At 59.9% G+C, this 26,029-nt stretch carries 23 protein-coding genes and 2 riboswitches; of the genes, 15 read left to right on the top strand and 8 right to left on the bottom strand.

Going from position 1 to position 26,029, the window contains the following annotated elements; all coding sequences use genetic code 11:
• Nucleotides 1–48 precede the first annotated feature (48 nt).
• Nucleotides 49–272: riboswitch (cobalamin riboswitch) on the bottom strand.
• Nucleotides 273–330: 58 nt separating this feature from the next.
• Nucleotides 331–542: riboswitch (cobalamin riboswitch) on the top strand.
• Between the two features lie 96 nt (nucleotides 543–638).
• Genes BW686_RS08515 through cobM form a run of 4 tightly spaced genes read left to right on the top strand, consistent with a single transcriptional unit; the run spans nucleotide 639 to nucleotide 2,785 of the window.
• Complete coding sequence (locus BW686_RS08515; RefSeq protein WP_084915890.1) at nucleotides 639–827, top strand: CbtB domain-containing protein; 189 nt, start codon at nucleotides 639–641, stop codon at nucleotides 825–827.
• A 10-nt stretch (nucleotides 828–837) separates the two neighbouring features.
• Nucleotides 838–1,575 carry a CbtA family protein gene (locus tag BW686_RS08520; RefSeq protein WP_084915891.1) on the top strand — a complete coding sequence of 246 codons (738 nt, stop codon included), beginning with the start codon at nucleotides 838–840 and terminating at the stop codon, nucleotides 1,573–1,575.
• On the top strand, nucleotides 1,553–2,002 hold the full coding sequence (locus BW686_RS08525) for a cobalamin biosynthesis protein (RefSeq protein WP_084915892.1): 450 nt from the start codon (nucleotides 1,553–1,555) through the stop codon (nucleotides 2,000–2,002). The genes BW686_RS08520 and BW686_RS08525 overlap by 23 nt, the downstream gene beginning before the upstream one ends.
• 33 nt (nucleotides 2,003–2,035) lie before the next feature.
• Nucleotides 2,036–2,785 (top strand): precorrin-4 C(11)-methyltransferase, encoded by a 750-nt coding sequence (gene cobM / locus BW686_RS08530; protein ID WP_084915893.1) that lies wholly within the window; start codon nucleotides 2,036–2,038, stop codon nucleotides 2,783–2,785.
• A 157-nt stretch (nucleotides 2,786–2,942) separates the two neighbouring features.
• Here the strand turns inward: cobM and BW686_RS08535 are convergent, their stop codons facing one another.
• Nucleotides 2,943–6,425 carry an indolepyruvate ferredoxin oxidoreductase family protein gene (locus BW686_RS08535; RefSeq protein WP_084915894.1) on the bottom strand — a complete coding sequence of 1,161 codons (3,483 nt, stop codon included), beginning with the start codon at nucleotides 6,423–6,425 and terminating at the stop codon, nucleotides 2,943–2,945.
• Between the two features lie 185 nt (nucleotides 6,426–6,610).
• Here BW686_RS08535 and BW686_RS08540 point away from each other — a divergent pair, with 185 nt between their 5' ends.
• The 4 genes from BW686_RS08540 to BW686_RS08555 all read left to right on the top strand — a co-directional run bounded on the left by BW686_RS08540 (nucleotide 6,611) and on the right by BW686_RS08555 (nucleotide 9,877).
• Nucleotides 6,611–7,078: an Lrp/AsnC family transcriptional regulator gene (locus tag BW686_RS08540; protein WP_084915895.1), complete on the top strand. Its 468-nt coding sequence runs from the start codon at nucleotides 6,611–6,613 to the stop codon at nucleotides 7,076–7,078.
• Between the two features lie 496 nt (nucleotides 7,079–7,574).
• Complete coding sequence (locus tag BW686_RS08545) at nucleotides 7,575–8,099, top strand: sigma factor-like helix-turn-helix DNA-binding protein (protein ID WP_084915937.1); 525 nt, start codon at nucleotides 7,575–7,577, stop codon at nucleotides 8,097–8,099.
• Between the two features lie 122 nt (nucleotides 8,100–8,221).
• Nucleotides 8,222–9,355, top strand: a complete 1,134-nt coding sequence (locus BW686_RS08550) for a M14 family metallopeptidase (RefSeq protein WP_084915896.1) — start codon at nucleotides 8,222–8,224, stop codon at nucleotides 9,353–9,355.
• A gap of 153 nt (nucleotides 9,356–9,508) precedes the next feature.
• On the top strand, nucleotides 9,509–9,877 hold the full coding sequence (locus BW686_RS08555) for a histone-like nucleoid-structuring protein, MvaT/MvaU family (RefSeq protein ID WP_084915897.1): 369 nt from the start codon (nucleotides 9,509–9,511) through the stop codon (nucleotides 9,875–9,877).
• Between the two features lie 176 nt (nucleotides 9,878–10,053).
• Here the strand turns inward: BW686_RS08555 and BW686_RS08560 are convergent, their stop codons facing one another.
• Complete coding sequence (locus BW686_RS08560; RefSeq protein WP_084915898.1) at nucleotides 10,054–11,283, bottom strand: MFS transporter; 1,230 nt, start codon at nucleotides 11,281–11,283, stop codon at nucleotides 10,054–10,056.
• Between the two features lie 107 nt (nucleotides 11,284–11,390).
• Between BW686_RS08560 and BW686_RS08565 the strand changes: the two genes are divergently transcribed.
• Together BW686_RS08565 and BW686_RS08570 are read left to right on the top strand one after the other, a co-directional pair.
• Entirely contained in the window at nucleotides 11,391–11,936 is a 546-nt protein-coding gene (locus BW686_RS08565; protein ID WP_084915899.1) for a TetR/AcrR family transcriptional regulator, read from the top strand.
• 76 nt (nucleotides 11,937–12,012) lie between these two features.
• The gene (locus tag BW686_RS08570; protein ID WP_084915900.1) at nucleotides 12,013–13,317 is read left to right on the top strand and encodes a leucine-rich repeat-containing protein kinase family protein; all 1,305 of its coding nucleotides are present in this window, start codon (nucleotides 12,013–12,015) and stop codon (nucleotides 13,315–13,317) included.
• Between the two features lie 22 nt (nucleotides 13,318–13,339).
• Here BW686_RS08570 and BW686_RS08575 read toward each other — a convergent pair whose 3' ends face one another.
• The gene (locus BW686_RS08575; protein ID WP_084915901.1) at nucleotides 13,340–14,044 is read right to left on the bottom strand and encodes a YebC/PmpR family DNA-binding transcriptional regulator; all 705 of its coding nucleotides are present in this window, start codon (nucleotides 14,042–14,044) and stop codon (nucleotides 13,340–13,342) included.
• Between the two features lie 324 nt (nucleotides 14,045–14,368).
• Here BW686_RS08575 and BW686_RS08580 point away from each other — a divergent pair, with 324 nt between their 5' ends.
• A complete protein-coding gene (locus BW686_RS08580) occupies nucleotides 14,369–16,318 on the top strand; it encodes a type VI secretion system Vgr family protein (protein WP_084915902.1) in 1,950 nt (649 codons plus the stop codon).
• Here the strand turns inward: BW686_RS08580 and BW686_RS08585 are convergent.
• Together BW686_RS08585 and BW686_RS08590 are read right to left on the bottom strand one after the other, a co-directional pair.
• Nucleotides 16,305–17,078: an enoyl-CoA hydratase gene (locus BW686_RS08585; protein ID WP_084915903.1), complete on the bottom strand. Its 774-nt coding sequence runs from the start codon at nucleotides 17,076–17,078 to the stop codon at nucleotides 16,305–16,307. The genes BW686_RS08580 and BW686_RS08585 overlap by 14 nt on opposite strands.
• A gap of 89 nt (nucleotides 17,079–17,167) precedes the next feature.
• Nucleotides 17,168–18,376, bottom strand: a complete 1,209-nt coding sequence (locus BW686_RS08590) for an acetyl-CoA C-acyltransferase (RefSeq protein ID WP_084915904.1) — start codon at nucleotides 18,374–18,376, stop codon at nucleotides 17,168–17,170.
• 174 nt (nucleotides 18,377–18,550) lie between these two features.
• Here BW686_RS08590 and BW686_RS08595 point away from each other — a divergent pair, with 174 nt between their 5' ends.
• Entirely contained in the window at nucleotides 18,551–19,030 is a 480-nt protein-coding gene (locus BW686_RS08595) for an LEA type 2 family protein (protein WP_084915905.1), read from the top strand.
• A gap of 128 nt (nucleotides 19,031–19,158) precedes the next feature.
• Nucleotides 19,159–20,040 (top strand): glycoside hydrolase family protein, encoded by an 882-nt coding sequence (locus tag BW686_RS08600; RefSeq protein WP_179149204.1) that lies wholly within the window; start codon nucleotides 19,159–19,161, stop codon nucleotides 20,038–20,040.
• A gap of 11 nt (nucleotides 20,041–20,051) precedes the next feature.
• On the opposite strand, the gene BW686_RS27085 is transcribed toward BW686_RS08600, so the two are convergent.
• On the bottom strand, nucleotides 20,052–20,363 hold the full coding sequence (locus BW686_RS27085) for a hypothetical protein (protein ID WP_086934799.1): 312 nt from the start codon (nucleotides 20,361–20,363) through the stop codon (nucleotides 20,052–20,054).
• Between the two features lie 605 nt (nucleotides 20,364–20,968).
• Here BW686_RS27085 and BW686_RS08610 point away from each other — a divergent pair.
• Both BW686_RS08610 and BW686_RS08615 read left to right on the top strand, forming a co-directional pair.
• Nucleotides 20,969–21,205, top strand: coding sequence for a hypothetical protein (locus tag BW686_RS08610; protein WP_179149212.1), 237 nt, complete (start codon nucleotides 20,969–20,971; stop codon nucleotides 21,203–21,205).
• Nucleotides 21,202–23,943, top strand: a complete 2,742-nt coding sequence (locus BW686_RS08615) for a beta-glucosidase (protein ID WP_084915909.1) — start codon at nucleotides 21,202–21,204, stop codon at nucleotides 23,941–23,943. The genes BW686_RS08610 and BW686_RS08615 overlap by 4 nt, the downstream gene beginning before the upstream one ends.
• A gap of 15 nt (nucleotides 23,944–23,958) precedes the next feature.
• Here the strand turns inward: BW686_RS08615 and BW686_RS08620 are convergent, their stop codons facing one another.
• Both BW686_RS08620 and BW686_RS08625 read right to left on the bottom strand, forming a co-directional pair.
• On the bottom strand, nucleotides 23,959–24,609 hold the full coding sequence (locus BW686_RS08620) for a TetR/AcrR family transcriptional regulator (protein ID WP_084915910.1): 651 nt from the start codon (nucleotides 24,607–24,609) through the stop codon (nucleotides 23,959–23,961).
• Nucleotides 24,610–24,631: 22 nt separating this feature from the next.
• Nucleotides 24,632–25,993 carry an MATE family efflux transporter gene (locus tag BW686_RS08625; RefSeq protein WP_084915911.1) on the bottom strand — a complete coding sequence of 454 codons (1,362 nt, stop codon included), beginning with the start codon at nucleotides 25,991–25,993 and terminating at the stop codon, nucleotides 24,632–24,634.
• Nucleotides 25,994–26,029: the final 36 nt, after the last annotated feature.

Raw genomic sequence — 26,029 nt, forward strand, 5'->3', positions numbered from 1 at the left:
CGGATCGCCACCGGATCACCCCGCCCGGTTGTAGTGAGAATTCGCAGGCCCAGGGCCTGGTTCGAGGCAGGTCTCCTGGCTCACGGCAGCGTGTGGCAGGCGTTGGACGCCTTGCCGACACAGGTTCATCGCGCCTTCCCGCCGCAGCAGTGGCTGTGCCATGAACATGACCGTTTACAGTTGCGGGGGCAGCTGCGGCATGTACCGCATTCCCGTCTTAGCTTCATGGTGTAACGCTGTACGCATGAAGAACCTCGAACCGGCAAGGCTACGCAGTGACCGCAGACAGGTCAATCGTTCAGATTGACGATGCCCCGCTGCCCATGCTCTCCTGTGCGCCTTGTTTCGGGTGCCCCTCACGGGGTGAAACGGGAAACCGGTGCGCTCAACCTTGAGTCAGTCCGGTGCTGCCCCCGCAACGGTAAGCGAGAGAAGGTCTGATCCACTGTGCCCCGGCATGGGAAGGTGACCTTGAAGGCCTGAACGCACTGGCGTCCCGGCCCCTCGCAAGCCCGGAGACCGGCCCGATATCCTTGCAATGACAAACCCGCGGTGGGCGGGCGCAGTCGAAACCTCTGGCGCTCGCCAGCGGGTTCGCGTGCGCATGGTCCACTTGCTGACACTCAAGAGGGATCGCCATGTCCAGCACCATCAGCAGCAGCCAGACCGCCGCTGCCCATTCCACTCAGACCCAACGCCTGACCGCCGCAATCAGCGCTGCGCTGCTGGGTGCCTGCCTGGTGTATTTCGCCGGCTTTTCGCACATTGCCGCCGTACACAACGCGGCACACGACACCCGTCATAGCGCCGCCTTTCCTTGCCATTGAGGGCAACACAATGTTCAAGCGAATCGCACAAACGGCGGGGTTCACCGGCCTTCTGGCAGCCCTGCTGCTGACCTTGCTGCAAAGCCTTTGGGTCGTTCCGCTGATCCAGCAGGCCGAAACATATGAGCATGCTCCCGCCGAGCTGGCCCACGAGCATGCCGACGGCGCAGCGGCTGAACACAGTCATGTGCATGAAGAAGCGGCATGGGAACCGGAAGACGGCTGGCAACGCGTGCTGTCCACCACTGGCGGCAATCTGGTGGTCGCCGTCGGCTTTGCGCTGATGCTGGCCGGGCTTTACACCCTGCGTGCGCCGGGCAGCACGGCTCAAGGCGCCGCATGGGGGCTGGCGGGTTTTGCGGTATTCGTTCTGGCGCCCACCTTCGGCCTGCCCCCTGAACTGCCGGGCACCGCAGCCGCCGACCTGAGTCAGCGTCAGCTGTGGTGGATCGGCACTGCCGCGTCCACTGCCGCCGGGCTGGCGTTGCTGGTGTTTGGTCAGAACTGGCTGCTCAAAGTGCTGGGCGCCGCGATTCTGGTCGTTCCCCATGTGATCGGTGCGCCGCAACCTGAAGCTCATGAAAGCCTGGCACCCGAAGCGCTGGAATTACAATTCATGATCGCATCGCTGCTGACCAATGCGCTGTTCTGGGTGGCAATGGGTCTGATCAGCGCCTGGCTGTTCCGCCGAAACACCGCCTACGAAAACACGGCCCAGCCAAACAATGCCGACCTGCATCAGGCATGACCCATCGGCCTTGCAACCCGGCGCGCCACTGGTGGTCGGGCTGGGCTGTCGACGCGGTTGCTCGGCGGTGGCGCTGCGCGAGCTGATCGGGCGCAGCCTTGAAGCGCTCGATCTGGACCTGAGCAGTGTCACTGCGCTGGCCTCCCTTGACCTGAAAGATCAGGAACCGGGGCTGCGTGAGCTGGCCGCGCAACTGGCAGTGCCGCTGGTGTGCTTCAACGCGGCGCAACTGGTGGCGTGGGAGCTGCACCTGACGCACCGCTCAGCACGGGTTTTTCAGACCACCGGCTGCCACGGTGTTGCCGAAGGTTCAGCACTGGCGCTGGCCGCGCAGCTAGGCGACGGCACGGCCAGGCTGCTGATCGAACGGCAAAAAAGCGCCCACGCGACATTTGCCTTGGCAACCAGCCCTGCGGCGGGCGGATAATCACGCCGTGCTCATTTATCTCCGGAGATTTCATTGACTGTCTATTTCATCGGCGCCGGCCCCGGTGATCCCGAGCTGATCACCGTCAAGGGCCAGCGCCTGATCCGTACCTGCCCGGTGATCATCTACGCAGGCTCGCTGGTGCCACTGGCCGTACTGGACGGCAACCAGGCCGTTCAGGTCACCAACAGTGCCGAGCTGCATCTGGAGCAGATCATCGACCTGATCAAGGCGGCTCACGCGCAGGGCCAAGATGTTGCTCGGGTGCATTCAGGCGATCCGGGCCTTTACGGTGCCATCGGTGAGCAGATTCGTCATTTGCGGGAAGCGGGTATTCCTTACGAAATCATTCCCGGCGTAACAGCGACTGCGGCCTGCGCCGCGCTACTGGGCGTTGAACTGACACTGCCGGACATTTCCCAGAGCGTGATTCTGACCCGCTACGCCGACAAGACTTCGATGCCGAGCGGCGAAGCGCTGGCCAGCCTGGCGAGCCATCGAGCGACCATGGCAATTCATCTGGGCGTGAATAACCTGCACAGAATTGTCAAAGAGCTGACGCCGCACTACGGGGCCGACTGCCCGATCGCCGTGGTGCATCGCGCCAGTTGGCCGGACCAGGACTGGGTACTCGGTACGCTGGAAGATATCGAGGAAAAAGTGCAGGCCAAAGGTTTCCGGCGCACCGCACTGATCCTCGTTGGCCGGGTGCTGGCCGCCGACACGTTCAGTGAGTCCTCGTTGTATCGGGCTGGGCATGCCCATGTGTTCAGGCCCAAGTAATGCTCGTCCCTCGCCATCACCGCCCTGGTCGCTCTTACAGGCACTGATAGTCATCCGGCCATGATGTTTACGTTCGTGCCTGCGCCACACAGGGCTCGGCATCCTTGCCGAGCCCTCCTCCCGGATCAGCGCCAGAACTCAGCCGTCACTTGCGTCATCAAGCTGCCACCTCATACAACTTCGGTGCCACCACCTCGCCGCTCTCCAGGCTTTTGCGCAGGATGTCGGCCTGTAACGCAGCGGCTTTCATGGCGGCTTCCTTGACGTGGCCATAGCCGCGAATCTTTTCGGGCAGACGCGCAAGGCTCAGCGCGGTATGGCGGTTTTGCGCCTGAAGGTGCTGCACGATCAGTTCGACATCGCTGATATAACTTTCAATCAGTTCCCGCTCCTGCCTGCGCTCCAGACTGCGACCAAACGGGTCAAACGCCGTGCCGCGCAGAAACCTGAAGGCCGCCAGTACATCGAACGCACGCAGCATCCACGGACCAAAGCTTCGTTTGCGCGGCTGACCATTGTGAGGATCGCGCTTGGCCAGCCAGGACGGCGCCAGGTGGAATTCAAGCCGGTAGTCACCTTCGAACTGCGCCTCCAGTTGCCGAGTGAAGTCGCCATTGCTGTACAGACGCGCCACTTCGTACTCGTCCTTGTAGGCCAGCAGCTTGAAATAGTTGAAGGCGACCGCTTCGGTCAACATCGGCTGCTGCCCCGGAAACACACGAGATTCGGCCTCACGCACCTGTTGCACCAACGCCACGTAACGCATGGCGTAGGCGCTGTTCTGATAACGCGTCAAGGTGTCCACATTACTTTGAATGCGTTGATCCAGGTCCATCTGTTGCGGCTCGCTGACCGGCTGTTGCGGGTTGACGAACGCCTCAACGGCAGCCGGATCGTGCGCGGTGCGGCGTCCCCACAAAAAGGCCTGCTGATTGAGGTTGACCGCCACACCATTGAGCTCGATGGCCTTCTCGATGGCCGCCGAGGTCAGCGGAATAAGACCCAATTGGAAGGCATAACCCAGCATGAACAGGTTGCTGGCAATGCTGTCGCCCATCAACCGGGTCGCCAGTGAAGTGGCTTCGACAAAATGGGTTTTATCGGCACCCACGGCATCGATGATGGTCTGTTTCATCGCCTCGGCCGGGAATACGGCGTCCGGGTTGCGAGTGAACTCAGCGGTCGGTGTCTGTTGACTGTTGATGACTGCGTAAGAGATCCGGCTGTCGAGCTTGGCAATGGCGTCCGGGCCTGCGGCCACCAGCAGGTCGCAACCCAGCAACAGGTGCGCCTCTCCGGCGGCGATGCGCACCGCGAACAGGTCCTGCTGACGCGCGGCAATACGGATATGGCTGACCACCGGGCCGAACTTCTGCGCCAGGCCGGCCTGATCCAGCACGCTGCAGCCCTTGCCTTCCAGGTTGGCGGCGTAGCCCAGCATCGCACCGACCGTGGTCACGCCCGTTCCTCCGACGCCAGGCAACAGGATATTGAAAGGCCGCTCCAGCGACGGCAGCACTGGCTCTGGCAGGCGGGCGAACGCCTCGACCTGCTTGGGCAGCGTCGGTTTACGCAATTTGCCACCGTGTACAGTGACGAAGCTCGGGCAAAATCCCTCCACACAGCTGAAATCCTTGTTGCAGGCACTCTGGTCGATTTCCCGCTTGCGGCCCTGGGCCGTTTCCTTGGGCAGTACCGACAGGCAGCCGGACTTGACCCCGCAATCACCACACCCTTCACAGACCGCCGGGTTGATCAATGCACGCTTTTCAAGCTCAGGCATGGTGCCGCGTTTGCGCCGACGGCGTTTTTCGGTGGCGCAGGTCTGGTCATAGATGATCACCGAAACGCCTTTGAACTCACGCAGTTCGCGTTGCACGCTGTCCAGGTCGCGGCGGTGGTGGAATGTAGTGATTGGCGCAAAGCCCGCCCGGTCCGGGTATTTCTCCGGCTCGTCAGACACCAGCGCGATGCGCTGCACGCCTTCGTTGAACACCTGGCGGCTCAGTTGATCGACACGCAAAACACCATCAATCGGCTGGCCACCAGTCATGGCCACCGCGTCGTTGTAGAGAATCTTGTAGGTGATGTTGACCTTTGATGCGACGGCCGCACGCAGCGCCAGGTGCCCCGAGTGAAAATAGGTGCCATCGCCCAGGTTCTGAAAGACGTGAGGGGTTTCGGTGAACGGTGCCTGGCCGATCCAGGTCACGCCCTCGCCGCCCATCTGAGTGAAGGTATCGGTTTCGCGGTCCATCCAGATGGTCATGTAATGGCAGCCGATCCCGGCCAGCGCCCGACTGCCTTCCGGCACACGGGTCGACGTGTTGTGCGGGCAGCCGGAGCAGAAATGCGGGGTGCGCAGCGTGTTGAACAGCGGGGCCTGAAGCGCGCTTTCCTTTTCACTGAGAAACTGCAGTCGCGCCTCGATCTGCGGGCTGCTATAGAAAGGGGCCAGGCGCTTGGCAATGACCCGGGCAATCATCGCCGGCGTCAATTCACTGAGGTTGGGCAACAGCGAGCGGCCCTGCTCATCGAATTCGCCCACCACCACTGGACGTCGGTCCACCGGCCAATTGTAGAGCTGGCCGGTCAGCTGATCCTCGATAACGCTACGTTTTTCCTCGACCACAAGAATCTCGTCCAGGCCTTCGGCAAAGTCATGGACCGACACGGGCTCAAGCGGCCAGCTCATGCCGACCTTGAGCACGCGGATGCCAACCTTGTCGCACAGGTCCTGATCGATGCCCAGTTCTTCCAGCGCCTGGCGCACGTCGAGATAGGATTTGCCGGTGGTGATAATCCCCAGCCGCGGCTGCGCGGAGTCGATGACCACCTTGTTGAGCTGATTGGCCCGGGCAAAGGCCCTGGCGGCGTAAATCTTGTAGGTGTTGAGCCGCGCTTCCTGGGCCAGCGGTGGATCAGGCCAGCGGATGTGCAGCCCGCCCTCGGGCAGCTCGAAGTCTTCAGGGATACGGGTCTTGATCCGCAACGGATCGACTTCCACCACTGCCGACGAGTCTACGTTCTCGGCAATGGTCTTCATTGCCACCCAGCACCCGCTGTAGCGCGACAGCTCCCAGCCAATGATGCCGTAGTCGAGAATTTCCTGAACATTGCTGGGGTTGAGCACCGGAATCATGGAGGCAATGAACGCGTGCTCGCTCTGATGCGCGATGGTCGATGACTTGCAGCCATGATCATCGCCAGCAAGAATCAGCACGCCCCCTTTGGCTGCCACGCCTGCCGAGTTGCCGTGTTTGAACACGTCGCCGCAACGGTCTACACCCGGCCCTTTGCCGTACCACAGCGCAAACACGCCATCGTACTTGCCGTGAGGAAACAGATTGACCTGCTGACTGCCCCACACCGCCGTGGCCGCGAGCTCTTCGTTGATACCCGGCTGAAAATGAATGGCGTTCTGCTGAAGATAGTCCTTGGCGTCCCAGAGGCTTTTGTCCAGATTGCCCAGCGGCGAGCCGCGATAGCCGGAAATGAACCCCGCCGTGTTCAAGCCCTGCGCTTCATCGCGCTGCTTTTGCAGCATCGGCAGGCGGGTCAGCGCCTGCGTGCCGGTCAGGTACAGATTGCCGGTGGCAAGCCGGTATTTATCATCCAGACGAATATCAGCCAGGGACATGCGCGTACCTCTCTTGTTCTTGTCTTGTTCTTATGAGGAGTCAGGCTTTTGCAACGGGACGGTCCTGCCCGCCAGCCTTGCCACTAGACTGCCTGTAGCAAAGAGGCTTTTTCTTTCTAAATGCATGCAAATCTGCTGATATTGAGCATGCTTTTTTCGACCAGAACAAAAAACAAGGTCAATTCATGCAGCCTAAATTGAGCCCCATCGATCGCAAGATTCTTCGCCTGCTGCAACATGACGCCAATCTGTCCGCGGCAGAAATCGCCGAACGCGTGGAGCTGTCACAGTCGCCCTGCTGGAGGCGTATCCACAGGCTTCAGGAAGAGGGGGTCATCGAGCGCACGGTCGCCCTGCTCAGCCCCCAGAAACTCGGGCTGAGCATGACCGTGTTCGTCGAGGTCAAGCTGTCAGGGCATGGCCGCCGCTACCTGGCCGAGTTCGAAGAAGCGATCATCGGCCACCCCGAGGTTCTGGAGTGCTACACGATGGCGGGCGGGATGGACTTCATGCTCAAAGTGGTGGCGCAGGACATTGCCAGCTACGAGCGCTTTCTACGCGACCATCTGCTGCAATTGCCTCATGTGCATGAGGCGCATTCCAACATCGCCATGAGCACGGTCAAGCGGACCACGGAGTTGCCGTTGGAGTAGAGAGTGCGGGGGCGCTGAAGCAGAAAATGATCCGCCAGACGAACGCTGGCGGATTATTTATTTCGATGAGGGCAATAAAAACATTTGATTTTCAAATGATAATGATTATTATTGCTTCAGCGGTTCGCGAGAACTGCTGGATAACCTGGAAGTCTTAGGTCGGCTTCCGGATTATCTCCTCATCAGGCTAATCACGGTTTTTGACCCGGCTTTTTGCCGGGTCTTTTTTTTGTTCTTTCTTTTAGTGGTTCCGCTGCTTCAGGCTAATGAAGTCTGGGTGCCGCATGTGCATGCAGCAATGGCGCGGATCATAGCAAAACCACCCAGATCAGGGTCATGTTTTTTGCCCGAAAAAGGGTGAATACGGCACATAAAATGTGAATGCAGCGACTTTTCAATTGAGAATGGTTCTCGGGCTTCCTGATCTATTCTCATCGTGGAAGGTCCGGGTCAGATCAAGGAGGAATTCCCATGGAAGATCAGCGAGCGGAACATCATGAATAGTCAGCTCTCTTCTCTGCTGCACCTGCCGACCGGCCTGCAACCTGCGCCGGACACGCTCGAACTCAGTCAGAGGCTGGGCAAGCTGTCGCGTCGTAGCCGACAGGTATTCCTGCTCAGCCGCCTTGACGGCTGGCCCTATGCCGACATCGCGCGCTTTATGGATATCGACGTTGCACGCGTCGAGCGCGCCATGCTCAGGGCGATGGGCAAGGCGCATGCCCACACGCCCAGCGACAGTACGTCCATTCAGGATCAGGCCAGCCGCTGGTACGTGCATCTGCAAAGCCCCGCAGCCACCGCCAGCGAGCGTATCGAGTTTCGCCACTGGCTTGATGCCGACGCCGCCCACCTGTCGGCGTTTCAGAACAGTGAGCGTGTCTGGCGCCTTTTGCAGGCACCCGCCTCGCTGCTCGGCGCTTCAGGCTGGCACCGTCGCAAGCGCCACGCGTATCTGGTCTGGTGCCTGCTGACAGCCTTCCTGTGCAGCCTGATGGTCACCGCCGAAGCGATTTCCTGAAGCACGGCTGAGTGCCGCGACGCATCCAGCGTCGCACAGCGTGAATTTTACGTCGCGGAGCACAATGTCGATCGGTGTACAGTTGCGGCCTGACATGGCACTAACGTACCCAGGAACACACTGTGACCCTCACTATCAGCGCAGATTTCGACAGCGGCAACATTCAGGTACTCGATGCCAGCGACCCGGCTCATATCAGGCTGGCCATTCGGCCCGATACCCGCAGTGACCATTTCCAGTGGTTTCATTTCAAGGTTGATGGCCTGAGTGCCGGCCAGAGCTATGGTTTCAGCCTGACCAACGCCAGTGAGTCCACGTTCAACACTGCCTGGACCGGCTATGACGCGGTGGCGTCCTACGACCACCAGAACTGGTTTCGTGTGCCGTCCAGCTTCGATGGCAAGGCCCTGAACTTCAGCCTTGTACCCGAGCAGCCGCACGTCTGGTTTGCCTATTTCGAACCCTACAGTCGCGAACGCCACCACCGGCTGGTCCTGCAGGCGCAGGAGCAGGCAGGTATGCAGGTATTGGCGACCGGTAAAAGTGTCGAAGGTCGTGATATTCCTTTGCTGCGCAAGGGTGACGGTGCCGAGGGTAAACGCAACGTCTGGATAATCGCTCAGCAGCATCCAGGCGAGCACATGGCCGAATGGTTCATGGAGGGCGTGATCGAACGTCTCCAGCAGGATGATGAAGCGATGCGGCAGTTGCTGAGCAACGCCGATATCTATCTGGTGCCGAACATGAACCCGGACGGCGCCTTTCACGGCCATTTGCGCACCAATGCCAATGGAAAAGACCTCAACCGCGCCTGGCAGGACAGTACCGAAGAGCAGACCCCGGAAGTCTTTTTCGCCAGGCAGCAGATGGAAAAGTACGGTGTGGATATGTTCCTTGATGTCCACGGCGACGAGGAAATCCCGTATGTATTTACAGCAGCCTGTGAAGGCAATCCGGGGTATACCCCTCATCAACAACAACTAGAGGAAGAGTTCCGCCGCCGACTGTGCGACGCCACGGTGGACTTCCAGACTGTTTACGGATACCCGCGCAGCGCCAAGGGCCAGGGCAACCTGAAACTGGCCGCCAATGCCGTGGGCGAGCGTTATCAATGTCTGGCGCTGACCCTGGAGATGCCCTTCAAAGACAACAATAACGCGCCGGACCCTGTCACCGGATGGTCCGGCAAACGTTCGGCACAACTGGCCAGCGATGTGCTGAGTGTGCTGTCGGACATGGTCGAGAACTTGCGTTAGAAGTTATCCGGGACAACACGCTGTGCATCCGTTCGAACTTCTGTATCCCGCAGACAGTCAGTTCAATGGATGACACGTCAACGCTAATCCTGCCCTCAATGCACCTCGGGCAGGATATAAACACATCACACTTAGCAACTGCTTGGAGCACCCATGTCAAAACTCGCTGAATACCGCCAGCTCGAACGTCACTTGGCCGAACAAATTGCTGCACTGGAGGCCATGAAAGGCGACAAGGGACTTGAACAGGAAATCGAGTTTGAAACCAAATTGCGCAAGCTTTTGGGCGAGTACAGCAAAAGCCTGAAGGACGTTGTCGCGATTCTGGATCATTCTTCAAGCTCGAAGCCCGGCAAGGCTTCCGGCGCGCCCGTCAAATCTACTCGTAAAGCGCGCTCGCTCAAGGTTTACAAGAACCCGCACACCGGCGAAGTTGTAGAAACGAAGGGCGGCAATCACAAAACCTTGAAAGAGTGGAAGGCCGAACACGGCTCCGACACCGTCGAGTCCTGGCTCTCCTGATTCAGGGATCAATGATCAGGGCCTGCATGGCCCTGTTCTTGGTCCGGCAATACACGCCCCTGTCTTTATTAAGCTCACTGCCTGCTCTTCAGTTCAGGAACATTGAAGCCTGACAACACGTCGCCACGAACAGGCCTTTTCCCGCACGCTCAACGCAGACCTGGCCGTTGCTGACTTCAGGCGTGGGTGTTTATCTTTTTCCTCGCTGCATGCCGCACTATCAGACTCGTCAACGCCATCAGCGCCAGTACGATCACCACCGCACCGTATACATTACTGGTCATCACCAGACCTGCCGTGTGCGCGCAATAACCTGCAATCAGTGCCGGAATGCAGAACGCCAGATAGCTGAGCACCAGAAACGCCGACATCAGACCGCCCCGCTCATGGGCCTGTGCCATCGGCATCAGCATGCGCAGAGCGCCCAGAAAGCTCGACCCGAAACCGATGCCTGCCACCAGTGCGCCGACGAAAAACAGCCACAGCAAACCCAGGTTGACCGCCAGCAGAATCACTGCGACCCCGATTGGCAGGACGCTTGCGCCGACCCACAACCCCAGCTCCGGCTCGCGCTGACGCAACGTCAGAATCGCCAGTGCGCCGCTGAGGGTCAGAGCCGCCACTGCCACCCCGCCATTGAGTGGCGAGGTCGAGCCGGTAGCCGCCACCAGCAGGGACGGACTCAATGACAGAAAAAAGCCGCCAAGTGCCCACGCCGCGATATCGACCGGCAACACCAGCCACAGCATGCGCCGGGCCTGTTGCGGGACATGCAGCGACGGTATGAGGGATCGCCAGACACCCGGCTGGCGGCTGACGGTTTCCGGAACCCGGCTGAGGTAGAAGGCCTGAATCACAAAAGCGGCCAGCAGAAAACAGTAGGCAAGCACGAGTGGCTGCGGCGCGAACTGCACCAGCAACGCCGTCCCCAGCGCGCCTACCGCCATACCCAGCATCGGCGAAATGCTGTTGATCATCGGCCCTTTGGCCTGATCACTGTCGAGCAATGCAGCGCCCAGTGCGCTCGCGGCAAGACCTGTCGCAAAACCCTGCACCAAGCGTGCGGCCACCAGCCAGCTGACATCTCGGGCGAAAATAAACAACAGCATCGAGACGATCTGCAGCAGCAACGCGCCAAAGATTACCGGACGTCGCCCCAGATAATCCGATAAAGAACCGCCCGTCAGCAATGCAGCCAACAGGCTGAATGCATACACTGCAAAAATCAGCGTCAGCACGCCGGAAGAAAAGCCCCATGCCTCCTGGTACACGTGATAAAGCGGCGTAGGCGTACTGGATGCGGCAAAGAAGCACAACGTGGTGAAGGCCAAAAACCCGAGATGGCTTCGCGCCTTGACATGAGGTTCCGGCCCTGACGATGTCAGAGGGGGTAATGAACGGGACATGACTGCATACTCCGCTAAGGCAAAACCGTTAAAGCCATAAATTAGCTTTTGCGGAGTGTGCGACTCGACAACGCTTAAAGCAAATACTTTGTGTTAAGGTCCGCCGTATGGTTATAAAAGAGGCAATACGCACCGGAGGCCGCAGCGCCCGGGTGCAGGAATCCATTCACCGCGCCGTTCGGGACTTGCTGCTCGAGCATGACCGCTCGGTGCTCAGCGTGCCCATGATTGCCGCTCAGGCCGGTGTCACGCCCTCGACCATTTACCGTCGCTGGGGTGATCTGACCACACTGCTGGCGGATGCCGCCATCGAGCGCATGCGACCCGACACGCCAATTGATCAAGGCAGTCTGCGCCGGGACCTGCTCACGTGGAGCGAGATGTACCTGGACGAAATGTCCTCTGCACCGGGGCGGGCACTGATGCGCGATGTGGCGGCCAGCACGTCGGGCTGCGTCGGTAAATGCGCAACGATGGTTCGCGAGCAATTGCAGACCCTAATTGACCGCGCCGTCGCTCGCGGGGAAGTGTCACCGACGGCCGACGACATGATCGACGCGATTGTCGGGCCGATGATCTATCGGATTCTGTACGCCGAATCGGCGCCATCAGTGGAGCGCGTGCATCAATGGGTCGACCGCTGCCTGTCCTGAGACGACGTTGCGGCAGTCAGCGACTGAAACTCCCGTTATGATGCGCGACTTGTCCGATCAATGACTGAACCTACTCATGCACACCCTCGCAGACTTACGCGCCGGCAAGCTGGCGGGCATCAAACGGCTGGACCTTTCGTGTGGTCTGAGCGAATTCCCCGTCGAGATATTCGATCTGGCGCAAACGCTGGAAGTGCTGAACCTCAGCGGTAATTCATTGACTGCGCTGCCTGACGACCTCCATCGTCTCAAGCATTTGAAGGTACTGTTCGGTTCGGACAACCTGTTCACGCATTTGCCGGAAGGCATTGGCCGTTGCCAGAACCTGCGCATCGTCGGCTTCAAGGCCAATCGTATCGAACAGGTCAGCGCGGCCTCACTGCCACCGCGCCTGCGCTGGCTGATCCTGACCGACAACCGGATCGAGTCGCTGCCGGATGAACTGGGCCATCGTCCCGACCTGCAAAAGCTGATGCTTGCCGGCAACCGGTTGCGCGCCCTGCCCGCCAGCCTGAGGCATTGCCAGAACCTGGAGCTGATCCGCATCGCCGCCAATCGCCTGACCGAACTGCCGGAATGGCTGCTGAATCTGCCCGCCCTCGCCTGGCTTGCCTACGCCGACAATCCGCTCTGCACAGAGCTTCCGGCAACGCCGATCCAGCAGATTCCGTGGCAGCAACTGAACCTTCGGCAGCGCCTGGGCGAAGGCGCTTCAGGGATCATCCAGCAAGCCGTCTGGCAGGACGAAAATGCAGAGCGAACGGTGGCGGTCAAGCTGTACAAAGGCAGTGTCACCAGCGATGGCTCGCCCGTTAATGAAATGGCGGCCTGCATTGCCGCCGGGCGTCATGAGCACCTGATCGAGGTGCTGGGGCAGATCATCGGGCATCCTGATCGACAAAACGGCCTGGTCATGGAGCTGATTGCCCCCGATTTCAGCAACCTTGCCGGACCGCCGAGCCTGGAATCCTGCAGCCGGGACGTCTACGCCAGCGAGGTACGCTTTTCGCTGGAGGTGCTGTTGCGACTTGCCAGAGGCATTGCGTCGGTGACCGCTCATTTGCATGCAGGCGGCATTACCCACGGCGACCTGTATGGTCACAATATTCTCTTGCAGCAAGACGGCACCTGCCTGCTGGGCGACTTCGGCGCGGCGTCGTTTCACCCTTCAGCGGCGCTGGGGCAGGCGCTTGAGCGTATAGAGACGCGGGCTTTTGGCATTTTGCTGGGGGAGTTGCTGGAACGCTGTGATGCCGCAACGCAGCACGACGCCGTCATCGCAAGCCTGCAGGCACTTCAGGCACGTTGCGTACAGCCCGAATGCCAGCAGCGACCATCGCTTGAAGAGGTACTCGGGCAACTGAACACATGGAGCGCGTGAAGCGCTCCATGTGGTTCGCCGATCAGCCCGCCAGACCTACGTAGACGTTCTGGACGTCGTCGTGGTTGTCGATGGCTTCGAGGAACGCTTCGACTTCAGCCATCTGCTCGTCGGTCAGGCCGCCTACCGTGCTTTTCGGGCGATAGCCCAGTTGCGCGGACTGAACCGTGAAACCGAACGCGGGAAGCGCTTTGCAGACAGCGTCCATATCGGTGTGATCGGTCAGGAACAGCGTGGCGCCCTCTTCACCCGGCTCGACGTCCTGGGCACCGGCTTCGATGGCTGCCATATCCGGATCAGCGTCCGGTGACGCAGGCACAGCCTCGATCATGCCCAGATACCGAAAGTCCCAAGACACCGAACCGGCTGCGCCCAGTTGCCCCTTGCGGAACAGCACGCGAATTTCGGATACGGTGCGGTTGATGTTGTCCGTCAGGCACTCGACGATCACCGGCACGCGGTGCGGAGCAAAGCCCTCGTAGGTCAGGTGCTCGAAGTTGACGCTCTCGCCCAGCAGGCCCGCGCCTTTCTTGATTGCACGTTCCAGGGTTTCACGCGGCATGGACGCCTTTTTGGCCTGTTCAACCACCAGACGCAGACGCGAATTCATGTCCGGGTCAGCACCCGCGCGGGCCGCGATCATGATCTCCTTGGACAGCTTGCCAAACGTACGTCCCTTGGCATTTGCTGCCGCTTCTTTATGCTTGACCTTCCACTGTGCGCCCATGTCTGCTCTCTTGATTCGATAGGCACCTCGCCGCCTGCGCCTGCATGACTGACAGAACACGGCACTGGCAAGGCGCTGAAAAAGGGTCACCGGCAAAATAGCCTGTCCGGCGCGGCGCATTTTATACGCGATCACCGCAGATGAAACCCCCGACAGGCACATTGACTGACGAACTCGCCAAGATGGCTGCCAATCTGGCGAAGTGCAACCATCCAATAGGCAGCACAGCTTGTAGTCCTTTTCCGAAAAAACATGCGGCAATGTTTTTGAGGCTTGGCTTTCCGTACCCTGCGCTCCCGAAATTCAAGGTGGGAGAGCCCGCGGATGTGCGAAGACCTGCAAGTGCCGATCACGCTGGCAATCGCCGACTGTAAGACGGATCTGCGCGTCATCGGCTTCACCGGCCGCGACGCCCTCAATGAAGCGTACACATTTGATATCAAGCTGATCGGCAGCGACCCGCATATAGATGCCCACGGCGTGCTGCATCGCACCGCGTTTCTGAGCTTCGGCCGCGCCGGCGAGGGTGTGCATGGCCAGATTTGCCAGTTCACCCGGATTCACTGCGGGGCGTGTGTCAGTCTCTACCATCTGGTCCTGAAGCCGACCCTCGTGAAGCTTGCGCAGCATCCACAGCGCCGCATTCATCACGACGTCAGCGTGCCGCAACTGATCCTTCAGCAACTGGCCAGGCACGCGATCGAAGCGAACGCCTGCCGGTTCGGCTTGATGACCGGCCTTTATCCGTCCAGCCCTCTGCGTATCCAGTACGACGAGACCGACCTGCAACTGCTGCAACGCCTGTGCGAAGAAGAAGGGATTCATTTCCGCTTCGAACATGAGCCCACCGGCCATTGGCTGGTCTTTTCGGATGACCCCGCGAGCTTTCCCGTGCAGCGCATGCCGATCCGGTTCAGGCGCAGCGATGAGGCAGACTCGACGCAGGCGACGCTCTTGCACATGGCTGAAATACTGACGATGCCGCTTGCCTCGCCGCATGACTGCGATTGCCGCAAAGAACTCCCGTCGCCAGGGTCGGCGCCGGACATGAGCACACCCGCGGCCAATCATCCCTTCGGGTCGACAGCCTTTCCCGGACCGATCAGTCAGGAGCAGGCGCTGGACCGGCAGCACGGTATACGCAGACTGGAGCGTTTGCGCTGCGAACGACGTGAAGTCAGCGGACACACCCGTCAGACCGCGCTCCGCAGCGGCGAGGTGATGCAGGTGCTAGACCACCCCGAACCCTTGTTCAACGATCAATGGCTGCTGACCGAAGTCATTCACACAGGCCGACAGTTGCAAGTGCTGCGGGACGCCGATCCCGACGATACGCGGGCCATTCTCAAGGCAATGCTCAATGAGCCTCGCCTTCCGTCCCAGACAAAGCACGCAGGCAACGGCTACCGCAACAGCTTCAAGGCCATCCCGTGGACCATGCCGTTTCGCCCCTCGATCAAACACCCTCGACCTGCAGCAACAGGCGATCACATCGCCACGGTGCAGGAGGACGACGCTTGCGCGCCGAGGCACGGCGTTCGGTCAATCCGGTTCGACTGGCAACCGGCACGCAAGCCAGGCAGCCATCCTCGACCCTGGCCGCGCGCGCAAGTCGCCAGCGACGACATGCTCCGTCTTGCGCCGGGCACGCGCGTCCTGGTTCGTTACCTCGACAACCACCCGGACCGGCCGGTGATCTGCGCCGCTCTCGCACAGGCTGAGTGCCTTGCGGGCATTCACCTGAGGCTGGACGATTCAGACATCGCCCCCATCGACCCCATTCACCTTGCGAGCGGCCAGCACCTGCACGCCACGACGAGCAAACGATTGATCGTGCGCAGTCAGGCGGCAACGCTGCATGTCGACCCGCAGCACATTCTGATCACTGGCCCGGTGCTGATCACAACGTCACTCACGGTGCCCACCACGCTGGCGACGCTCCTGGCAATGGACGATCTGCGCTTGACCGGAAAGCCGGGGCGTCAGGACGAGCCGCTGGCAGACCGCGTCTGGTATATCGTGCGAATGGAGACGCCGGGGTTGCAGTACCTGCCGCGAGTGGCGGCGGAAAACATCCTGTTCGAAGGCCGAACCGACCCGCGCGGCTATCTGGGCCTGAGCCAGGCGCAGCGTCAGCGCCTGGCCAATGAATACCGCCAGACGCCACAGATGCTTTGCCTGATTCACCCAGGCCATTGCCTTCCGCTGCATGAATGGTTCGAGCAGAACCTGAAGCAGGAACAGCGCGACGCAATCGGAATCAACAGTCCTTGAAAGCGGCCTGGCGCTTGTCGATAAACGCCTTCATGCCTTCTTTCTGATCCTGACTGGCAAACGCGGCATGAAACACCCGGCGCTCGAACCGAATGCCCTCGGCCAGACTGACCTCGAAAGCGCGGTTGACGCTTTCCTTGACCATCATGGCCACCGGCAGTGACTTCGCCGCGATGCTGGCTGCCACCGCCAATGCTTCCGGAAGCAGTTGCTCAAGCGGCAGCACGCGAGACACCAGACCGGCGCGCTCGGCCTCGTGAGCATCGATCAGGCGCCCGGTCAGGCACATTTCCATCGCCTTGGCCTTGCCGACCGCCCGGGTCAGGCGTTGCGTCCCGCCCATGCCCGGCAATACGCCGAGGTTGATCTCCGGCTGACCGAACCGGGCGTTTTCAGCGGCCAGAATGAAGTCGCACATCAGCGCCAGTTCACACCCGCCGCCGAGCGCGAACCCGGCGACTGCGGCGATCATGGGTTTGCGCCGGGCAGCGATCCGGTCGCTCTCGCGAAACAGATCATCGAGGTAGATCTGCGGGTAGGTAAGCTCGACCATTTCCTTGATGTCCGCACCGGCGGCAAACGCTTTTTCCGAGCCTGTCAGCACGATGCACCCGATGGCGCTGTCCGCCTCGAATCGGTCGAGTGCGTGGTTCAGTTCGTCGATCAGGCGTGCATTCAGTGCGTTCAAAGCCTTGGGGCGATTCAAGGTAATCACCGCGACGCTGTCGATAATCTCAGTGAGAATTGTCTCGTAAAGCATTGATAAATATCCTTTTTTAAAAATAACCTGTTAATGCGCTTTCTATAGAAATAGGTTCACGAGTCGTCAATAAGCCATTGAATATAAAGCTAAATTATTAGTTCGAGCGCCACGGCTGTGGCTTCCCCGCCGCCGATACACACAGCGGCCACACCACGCCTGAGACCCCGACGCTGCAACGCGGCCAGCAGCGTCACGATGATCCGCGCGCCCGAAGCGCCTATCGGATGACCGAGTGCGCAGGCCCCGCCATTGACGTTCACTTTGTCGTGCGGCAAGCCCAGCTCGCTCATTGCCACCAGCGGCACGACCGCAAAAGCCTCATTGATTTCAAACAGGTCAATGTCATCGACAGCCCAGCCTGTTTTGCTCAGCAGCCGCTGTATAGCCCCTATCGGCGCGGTGGGGAACAGGCCCGGTTTGTCGGCGAATGCGGCATGTGCGTGGAACACGGCCAACGGCTTCAAGCCTTGGCGCTGCGCTTGCGACTGGCGCATTAGCAACAGCGCCGCCGCACCGTCCGAAATTGAACTGGCGTTGGCCGCCGTCACCGTTCCACCCTCACGAAACGCCGGCTTGAGCGTGGGAATCTTTTCCGGCCTCGCCTTGGGGGGCTGCTCATCATGGGTGATCAGCCGGGTCACTTTGCCCACCGTGACCTGCACCGGAACGATCTCGGCGTCAAAATGACCGTCGCTGATGGCCTGCTGCGCACGGGCCAGTGACGCCAGCGCGAATGCGTCCTGAGCCTCACGGCTAAAGCCATTGAGCTGAGCGCAGTCTTCAGCGAAGGTACCCATCAGCCGTCCAGGCTCATAGGCATCTTCAAGACCGTCCAGAAACATGTGATCCAGCACCTTGCCATGCCCCATGCGATAACCGCTGCGCGCGCGGTCCAGCATATAGGGCGCGTTGGACATGCTTTCCATTCCGCCGGCCACCACCACGCTCGCACTGCCCGCCAGCAACAAGTCATGGGCCATGATCGCCGCCTGCATGCCGGAGCCACACATCTTGTTGACGGTGCTGCACAGCGTCGCGGTCGTCAGCCCGGCACCCAACGCCGCCTGGCGGGCAGGCGCCTGGCCGAGGCCGGCGGGCAACACGCAGCCAAAAAGCAACTGTTCTACGGCGGCAGGCTCGATCCCGGCCCGTTCAACGGCTGCCCGAATGGCGATCGATCCCAGGTGCGTAGCGCTGACGCTCTGCAGATCGCCCTGGAAACCGCCCATAGGCGTACGTGCGGCACTGACAATGACCACGGGGTCGTGCGGCGGGTTTGTCCGTTCTGTGGACATGGCTATCTCCAGTCTTGTTTTTATGGGATCGCTGAAATGATCAACCCGACGCGTCGGGGACGCAACGGGTAAGACAGGCAGATTAGCGGGTATCTGTGGATTGCGCCCCGCGGGACGAATCTCTTGTAGAAGACGGGGTCTGAAGATCAACGCCCACCGATGCCGGAACCCACCATGTCGCTACGCCCGATCCGTGTCTTGCTCTCAGGCCTGCTGATTCTCACCCTGAGCGCTTGCGCCTTGCTGCCCCATCGAGACCCGCTCGCCATCAATGTCGTCGGCATCGAGCCCATCCCCGGACAAGGCCTGGAACTGCGCATGGCCGTCACATTGCGTGTGCAGAACCCCAACGATGCCGAGATCAATTACACCGGCGTGGCGCTGGACCTGGACGTCAATGGAAAGTTGCTGGCTTCCGGCGTGAGTAACCAGAGTGGCACAGTAGGAAGGTTCTCCGAGGCCGTGCTGGTGGTGCCGGTCAGCGTGTCGGCGTTCGCCGCCTTGCGTCAGGCACTGGGGCTGACGCAAAGCCAGCGTCTGGACAATCTGCCTTACACCTTGCGCGGCAAACTGGCGGGCGGCCTGTTCGGCACGATGCGCTTCAGCGACAGCGGCACACTGGACCTGCGCCAGGCAGAGGGTGATCCCTGGTAACGCCTGATTGACACCGCAACGGGGTGCCAGGCAGGTGTCGAGGTGAACGGGTCAGGAACACTGGCATGCTTGCTGCTTGCTACAACGCTATAGGGTTCCGCCCTCTCACCCTCAAGGAAGATCTGCCAATGATGCTGCGTAAGCTGTCAGCAACGGTCCACACCCTGCCCTTTTATATGCTCCTGACGCTGATTGCGAGTGTATCTACCGCCCCAACCCTGGCGGCCAGCAAAAGCGCCAAGCGCGGTATTGCTTACGACCTCACACTGCCCGCCGACCTGAGCGCGTTATCGTCAGGTGTGAGTTGGTGGTACAACTGGAGCCCGAAACCGCATGACCGCCTGGCCTCGTACGATTACGCCTCGATGTACGGCGTCGACTTCATTCCGATGGTGTGGAACGACAACATCGATGACGGCCAGCTGAAACTCTATCTGCAGGCGCACCCCACCATCCGCTATCTGCTGGCCATCAACGAACCCAATCTGGTGGACCAGGCAAACATGACACCCGAGGCCGTCGCGCGTTTCTGGCCCAGGCTGGAGCAGATAGCGGCGCAGACCGGAATAAAACTGGTAGGCCCAGCCATGAACTGGGGAACCCAGCCAGGCTACGGCGACCCGGTGGTGTGGCTCGACGCGTTCTACGCAGCGTATCGGTCCATGAACCAGAATCGTGACCCGCAGATCGACTACCTGGCCTTCCATTGGTACGACTACGGCATGTCAGGAATGCTCGACAGGCTCGCTCGCTACGGGAAGCCGGTGTGGGTCACGGAATTTGCCAACTGGCACAGCCTGGATGACGGAATGCAGATTGACTCCGTACAAAAGCAAAAACAGCAAATGGCCGACATGGTTGCCACGCTCGAGGGACGAGCCGACGTGTTCAGGTACGCCTGGTTCACCGGACGTATGAGCCAAGACCCGCATTTCTCCAGTTTATTGAGTGATGAAGGCCGACTCACCGAGCTGGGTCAGTACTACCTTTCGTTGCCATACGCTGAATGAGGCCAGCACCTTCAACGAGAGCACGCTGCCTCTTCACTGCCTGTCAGAGAGGCGGCACCCATCTCGGTCAGGCCGCTGATGAGGTGCTGGGGATAGGGGAATGACAGGTCGTGCTCAAGGACCTTTGCCGACGTCAAAAGCCCTTCTCTGACCATCGTGTCGACCCTCGCAACGCAAACATCGATGGCCGGCAGGCTCGAATGACAGCGGACCAGTTCTCGGAAAATCTGCCCAAACGTCAGTTTTCGGGGCTGGCTGGAGCACAGACGCCTGACGACCTTCAAGATCGCCAGGTCAGTCCGGATAAGTGGGTAGCTCACCACAGTTGCCTTTAAATTACGAACGCTGGCGGTGAAGAGATACCTCCCTTCCCGACATAAAGAATAAACACACGCGCCTGCGCAAAACAGACCGTGCGCTGACTGACAGGTGAATGATTATAAAACCGGCTCTTTTGCAACGAGCACCGCGCCACAGCACTTATTATTAACAGTGCCGAAAGTTGCAAGTAAGCCCACAGAGGCTCATTGATAAAAATGGCTGAAAAGCGCTCTTATCATTCAGAGCGCAAAGCTTAACAGATCACTAAACCTAACGACAGTTAGGTTTATAAAAAAGCAATTAAAACCTAATCTATATGAAAAATTAGCCTTAAATATCGATATATAACCGTATTTTTGGCATTTAATCCCAATATCTGCGGACATTTCATTTTATTTCAGAGCGTGTAGCGCCCAAAAACCCAGGAAAATTGACAGGTAGCGAAGTGACATCATTTATTTAAAGGGGTGTTGCGAATACTTTACCCGTCGACGAACTTTCCAGTGCCGCGCTGAGCATAATATTCGGCCCGGCCATGCACGATTTCGACAGCCGTCCGTAATTAATCCGACCACCCTCAATCGAGATGCAATCGATGACTAGAACCCTGCTGTCTGTTTTCAGCGCAGCGCTTCTGTGCGCGCAAAGTATGTCCGCTCTCGCAGCGGACTCGACGCCAACAGCCAATACAGCTGATCAACAGGTCCGCGTACAGGTTGAAGCCAAACGCGATCAGTTGTCTGGCGCTGACAAAATCAGCCCGACGACGCAGAAGAGTTCCTCCACCCTGCTCGATACGCCGGTGGACACCGACGATGCACCTGCGCAGGCACAACGACCATGAACCGCCCTCACCCACCTTTCGCATTGACCAGAAGGACACTTGCCTTGTCAGCGTTCAAACAGACATTGGGCCTGAGCCTGCTGACGTTCAGCATCATGCAGGCCAATCTCGCCCTCGCGGCAGTGACCCCGGCCACCGGCAACGACGTCGAGGCCCGTGTCAGTTCTATTCTCGACAACATGAATCAGTCCGAGAAGATCAACTTCACCCGCGTGGACGACGGGCACATGATCCCGTCCCTGCCCAAATGGGGCATCAAGGGCACCGTAGCGTATGATTCGTCGATGGGCGTGCATGTCAATAACGCCACCTTCGGCGCCCAGTACCCGTCGCAATCCGCACTGGCCGCCACCTGGAGCATCAACAGGGCCAAGGAGTTCGGCCTCGCCATTGCCTACGAGACACGGATTTCCGGCGGCCAACAGATGCTCTCGCCCGGCGTGAACCTGTATCGCACGCCCTATAACGGTCGTTCGGCAGAGTACGTCAGCGGTGAGGACCCGTTCCTCGGCGCAGTGCTGGCACCGGCCATCGTCAACGGTATTCAGGCACAAGGCATCCAGGCCAGCGGCAAGCACTACCTGGCCAACGAGCAGGAAGCCAATCGTCAGGCGGTCGACGTCAAGGTCGATGAACGCACTCTTCGCGAGCTGTACCTGCCAGGCTTCGAGTCGATGGTGAAAAACGCCAATGTCGCGTCGATCATGTGCGGCTTCAACAAGGTCAATGGCGACTACGCCTGTGAAAACCATCACCTGATCACTGAAGTGCTTAAAGGTGAGTGGGGCTATCAAGGCACGGTCATCAGCGACTTCAACGCCATTCACGATGCGTTCAAAGGCGCCTGGGCCGGCACTGACATTGACATGCCATCAGGTCTGCAGTTTACCGAAGCCAAGCTGCTGCCTTACCTGTGGAGCGGGCAACTGACCCAGAACGTGATCGACGACAAGGTCAAGCGCAACCTGCGGGCCATCGTCAGCTACGACTTCCAGGAGCATCTCAATAGCGCCAAGACCCTGGACCACCCCGAATACGGCATGCGCGCAGCGTTGAATACGGCACGTGAGTCCATTGTCCTGCTGCGCAACGAAAACACGGCGGCGGGCAAACCGCTGCTGCCACTGGCGCGCTCGGCGAAGATCGCAGTCATTGGCAACTGGGCACATGAAACACCTGCGTCGCCGTTCGGCACCGCGAACTCGCCGCCCAACAGCTACGTCACCGAGCTGAGCGGCTTGCAGCAACTGGCGTCCAGCAGCGATGACGTGACCTACCTGCCGGAGATGAGCCTGAACCCGGTCAGCTCGGCGTGGTATCAACCGGCGACAGGAGCCAACGGGGTCAACAACTCCGGGGTGAAAGCCGAGTACTTTTCCAACACCCTCTTTTCCGGCGACCCGGTGCTGACGCGCGTCGAGCCAGGCGTCAACCTGAACTGGGCCACCGGTACCAACGTTACCAATGCAGGCACGACGGCCGTTTCAGGCTTCAGCCCGTCGCCCGGCGCGTTCTCCGCCCGGTTTACCAGCACCATCAAACCCACCGTTTCAGGCCCTCAGGTGTTCAAGGTTCGGGCTGACGGTCCTTACAAACTCTGGGTCAACGATGAGCTGGTGTTGCAGAGCGACGGCGTGCCTTACTCGGGCGATGTCGTGAACGCACTGACCACCTCGGGTAAAACCGCAGCGCTGACGGCCGGCAAGCCGTACACCGTGAAGCTGGAGTACCAGCGCGTTCAGGGTAATTTCATCCCGGTACTGGGCGGCCTGACTGGCGTGCAAATGAGCTGGGCCTCGTTGCGTCCGCCAAAGGATCTGTCGACGTACGATGCCGTCGTGGTCGCCACCGGCACCACGTCTGAAAACGAAGGTGAAGGTTCTGACCACGGCTTCGATCTGCCGGATCAACAGGCAGAGCTGATCAGCTACGTGACCAAGGCCAACCCCAATACCATCGTCGTCATGCACGGCGGTGGCGTGGCCAACATGCAGCCGTGGGCGAACAAGGTCGGCGCAACGCTGCAAGCCTGGTTCCCGGGTCAGCAAGGCGGTCAGGCGCTGGCCGAAATTCTTTACGGCAAGGTCAACCCGTCAGGCAAGCTGCCGGTCACCATCGACAAGAAGATCGAGGACAACCCGAGTTATGCGTCCTACCCGGACCCGGCAGCCTATCGTGGCAACAATGCCCTGACCGAAATGACCTACAGCGAAGGCCTGTACATGGGTTATCGCGGTTATGACAAGAAGCACGCCAAACCGCTGTACCCCTTCGGCTATGGCCTGTCCTACACCACGTTCAGCTACAGCGACCTCAAGCTGTCGACCAATGTGCTGACCCCTGGCGCCACGATTGACGTCAAGTTCACCGTGACCAACACCGGCGACAAGGCAGGCTTCGAAGTGGCACAGCTTTATGTGCAGCCGGTGAAACCCGCAGTAGACCGTCCGGAGAAAGAGCTGAAAGGCTTTACCAAAGTCTATTTGCAACCCGGTGAGAGCAAGACGGTCAGCGTGCCGATTGATTCGCGCTCACTGGCCTACTACGTCGACAAGACCGCCAGCTGGGATGTCGATGCCGGTAAATTCAAGATCCTCGTGGGCGCAGACTCTGAGAACCTGACGCTTAACAGAACGTTGATCACGCTGTACCCCGAAAAACTGACCACTCGCGACAGCAACCCGCTGCCGTTGCCACTGCGCAAGGCAGTGCAGGTCAGCGCGGCACAGACTTACTGATGCACCCGTCAAGGCTCAGGGACGAGCCTTGATATCCCTTCCCAGGCGCTCAACATAGGTACCGAAAACGGCCATGACGTCGACGTCTTCGGGGCTTCTCAGCCACTGAATCTGCAAACCGTCCATGACCGAGAAGATTTCCTGAGCCAGGGCTTTGACGTTGATGTCCGCACGAACTTCCCCCGCCTCTATCAGCGCATTCAGATGGCCGCGCGCGTGCTCGTGGGTCAGTTGAAATCGCTCCTGGTGCCATGAACACGCCGGGTGCGCAGGCGACAGACTTTCGGTATTCATCAGTAACGCAGCCTGACACTCGTCAGCGTTTTCGATACTGAAGCTCATGCTCAGCTTCAGGAATTTCAGAAAGCCTTCAAGCGTCAGCTCGGTGGTCAGGTCTTGAAACCGTGACGTGACGCGCTGATCCCTGCGCTCCAGCAGCGCGCCGAGCAAAGCTTCCTTGTTGGGAAAATGGTGCAGCAACCCGACCGTCGTGATCCCGGCAAGCAGTGCGACCTCACGCATTGACGCGCTTGAGTAGCCGTCTCTGGCGAACACCACCGTGGCTGCGTCCAGCAAGGCCTTTCGACGCATGTCGCCCTTGGGCGCACGGCGCCGTTTGGGCGCGGCTGCCGCTTCGGATTCATTCCCTGATTCTTCGATGACCATAAAAACCTGATTACACCTTGATTCAATAAGCCCGGCCGCTCTCAGCCTGAGCCCTGCCGGTGAAAAAACGCCTTGCCGTGAGCGACGCCGTGGCAATCGAAATCACCGCAACGACTGCATTGCCGGCAAACATGCCGGGCAAGGCGCCACTGCTGCCGAACCAGTGAGTGCCGGCCAGCACGAACGGCACTGTACCTGCTGTGGCCCTGAGCCAGGCAAACACGGCCACCCACCACGACTTGTTCATGGTCATGAACACCGCAATAGCCACGAAATCCAGGCCAATAACCACCCAGAAACCGCCACCCCACAAACAGAAGGCGATGAAGATGGCCCGGGCGTCGGCGCCGAGCTGATACAGATCGGCAATCATGCCGCTGCACAACGCCAGCAGCAACCAGACACCCAGCCCGTAGCAAACCACCAGACGTCGGGTGAAGACAATCGCCGACCGGACACGGTGGTCCCGGTTCGCCCCGACATTCTGCCCAAGCACCGGGGCTAGCGCACCCGGCAAGGCAAAAAAAGCGCAGTAGGAAAACTGCAACACCCGGTCCAGCACGGTCATGGCCGCCAGCGCCGAGGTGCCGTACGCCGACAGTGAGGCCACAAGATAAGCCAGACCGACAGGCGTCGCCAGGTTTGCGACCATCGCCGGGAGCGCGAGCCTGAACGTGCGCACCGCATGAAGACGCAGCAGTTTGCGGTTACGGCTCAATATCATACCGATACGGTGGCGGACCCAGTACACCCCGACAGATGCGGAAACAGCAGCCGATACGGCGAATGCCACGCCTGCACCGGTCAGGCCCATGTCCAGAAAAAAGATGAAAAACGGGTCCGCGACTGCCAGCGTGGCGGCAGCCGACAGCACCACCACCAGCGCACGGCGGTTATCTCCGGTGGTCCTGAGCATTTGCGCCGACATCTGCATGACCGCCTGCAGCGCGGTAAACGGCAAAGTCAGCCAGATAAAAGCGTGGGCCGCCTGGTAAGTGGCCGCTTCGGCCCCTAGCCAGTGAGTGATGGGCACCAACAGCGCCAGTTGCAGTGCAGCGGCGAAACCGGACACCGCGATGACCATCAGCATCAGACTGGCGGTCAGTCGCGGGACCGATCTGGCCGCGCGATGGCCTATTCGCTCCGACAGCACCGCCGTCGCGGCGATGATCAGACCGGTCGCCAACGCACCGTTGAAGAAAAGCAGAACCTTCGCAATGCCGACGGCTGCCAGAAGCACCGGATCGTGCAGCATCGAGACATAGACCAGGGTCAGAATGTCCACGAGAAAAATCGCGAACAGGCTGACCGCACTGGTACTGGCGGTCACCACGATATGGCGCCCAAGGCTGCCTTGGGTAAATGTCGCGCCGGATTCGGCCATTGCTGCTCTCTACAGGGCCTGATCATGACGCGTCGC

The sequence above is a fragment of the Pseudomonas syringae genome (assembly GCF_002157375.1).
GTDB classification, from domain to species: Bacteria; Pseudomonadota; Gammaproteobacteria; order Pseudomonadales; family Pseudomonadaceae; genus Aquipseudomonas; species Aquipseudomonas syringae_T.

What these genes read in the sequence shown, in the direction of transcription:
- BW686_RS08600 (WP_179149204.1), top strand. Translation starts at nt 19,159, where the DNA reads ATGATGCTGCGTAAGCTGTCAGCAACGGTCCACACCCTGCCCTTTTAT.
- BW686_RS08590 (WP_084915904.1), bottom strand. Translation starts at nt 18,376, where the DNA reads ATGTCCACAGAACGGACAAACCCGCCGCACGACCCCGTGGTCATTGTC.
- BW686_RS08580 (WP_084915902.1), top strand. Translation starts at nt 14,369, where the DNA reads ATGTGCGAAGACCTGCAAGTGCCGATCACGCTGGCAATCGCCGACTGT.
- BW686_RS08520 (WP_084915891.1), top strand. Translation starts at nt 838, where the DNA reads ATGTTCAAGCGAATCGCACAAACGGCGGGGTTCACCGGCCTTCTGGCA.
- BW686_RS08625 (WP_084915911.1), bottom strand. Translation starts at nt 25,993, where the DNA reads ATGGCCGAATCCGGCGCGACATTTACCCAAGGCAGCCTTGGGCGCCAT.
- BW686_RS08540 (WP_084915895.1), top strand. Translation starts at nt 6,611, where the DNA reads ATGCAGCCTAAATTGAGCCCCATCGATCGCAAGATTCTTCGCCTGCTG.
- BW686_RS08560 (WP_084915898.1), bottom strand. Translation starts at nt 11,283, where the DNA reads ATGTCCCGTTCATTACCCCCTCTGACATCGTCAGGGCCGGAACCTCAT.
- BW686_RS08595 (WP_084915905.1), top strand. Translation starts at nt 18,551, where the DNA reads ATGTCGCTACGCCCGATCCGTGTCTTGCTCTCAGGCCTGCTGATTCTC.
- BW686_RS08555 (WP_084915897.1), top strand. Translation starts at nt 9,509, where the DNA reads ATGTCAAAACTCGCTGAATACCGCCAGCTCGAACGTCACTTGGCCGAA.
- BW686_RS08615 (WP_084915909.1), top strand. Translation starts at nt 21,202, where the DNA reads ATGAACCGCCCTCACCCACCTTTCGCATTGACCAGAAGGACACTTGCC.
- BW686_RS08565 (WP_084915899.1), top strand. Translation starts at nt 11,391, where the DNA reads ATGGTTATAAAAGAGGCAATACGCACCGGAGGCCGCAGCGCCCGGGTG.
- BW686_RS08535 (WP_084915894.1), bottom strand. Translation starts at nt 6,425, where the DNA reads ATGTCCCTGGCTGATATTCGTCTGGATGATAAATACCGGCTTGCCACC.
- BW686_RS08570 (WP_084915900.1), top strand. Translation starts at nt 12,013, where the DNA reads ATGCACACCCTCGCAGACTTACGCGCCGGCAAGCTGGCGGGCATCAAA.
- BW686_RS08585 (WP_084915903.1), bottom strand. Translation starts at nt 17,078, where the DNA reads ATGCTTTACGAGACAATTCTCACTGAGATTATCGACAGCGTCGCGGTG.
- BW686_RS08525 (WP_084915892.1), top strand. Translation starts at nt 1,553, where the DNA reads ATGCCGACCTGCATCAGGCATGACCCATCGGCCTTGCAACCCGGCGCG.
- BW686_RS08620 (WP_084915910.1), bottom strand. Translation starts at nt 24,609, where the DNA reads ATGGTCATCGAAGAATCAGGGAATGAATCCGAAGCGGCAGCCGCGCCC.
- BW686_RS08515 (WP_084915890.1), top strand. Translation starts at nt 639, where the DNA reads ATGTCCAGCACCATCAGCAGCAGCCAGACCGCCGCTGCCCATTCCACT.
- BW686_RS08545 (WP_084915937.1), top strand. Translation starts at nt 7,575, where the DNA reads ATGAATAGTCAGCTCTCTTCTCTGCTGCACCTGCCGACCGGCCTGCAA.
- BW686_RS08575 (WP_084915901.1), bottom strand. Translation starts at nt 14,044, where the DNA reads ATGGGCGCACAGTGGAAGGTCAAGCATAAAGAAGCGGCAGCAAATGCC.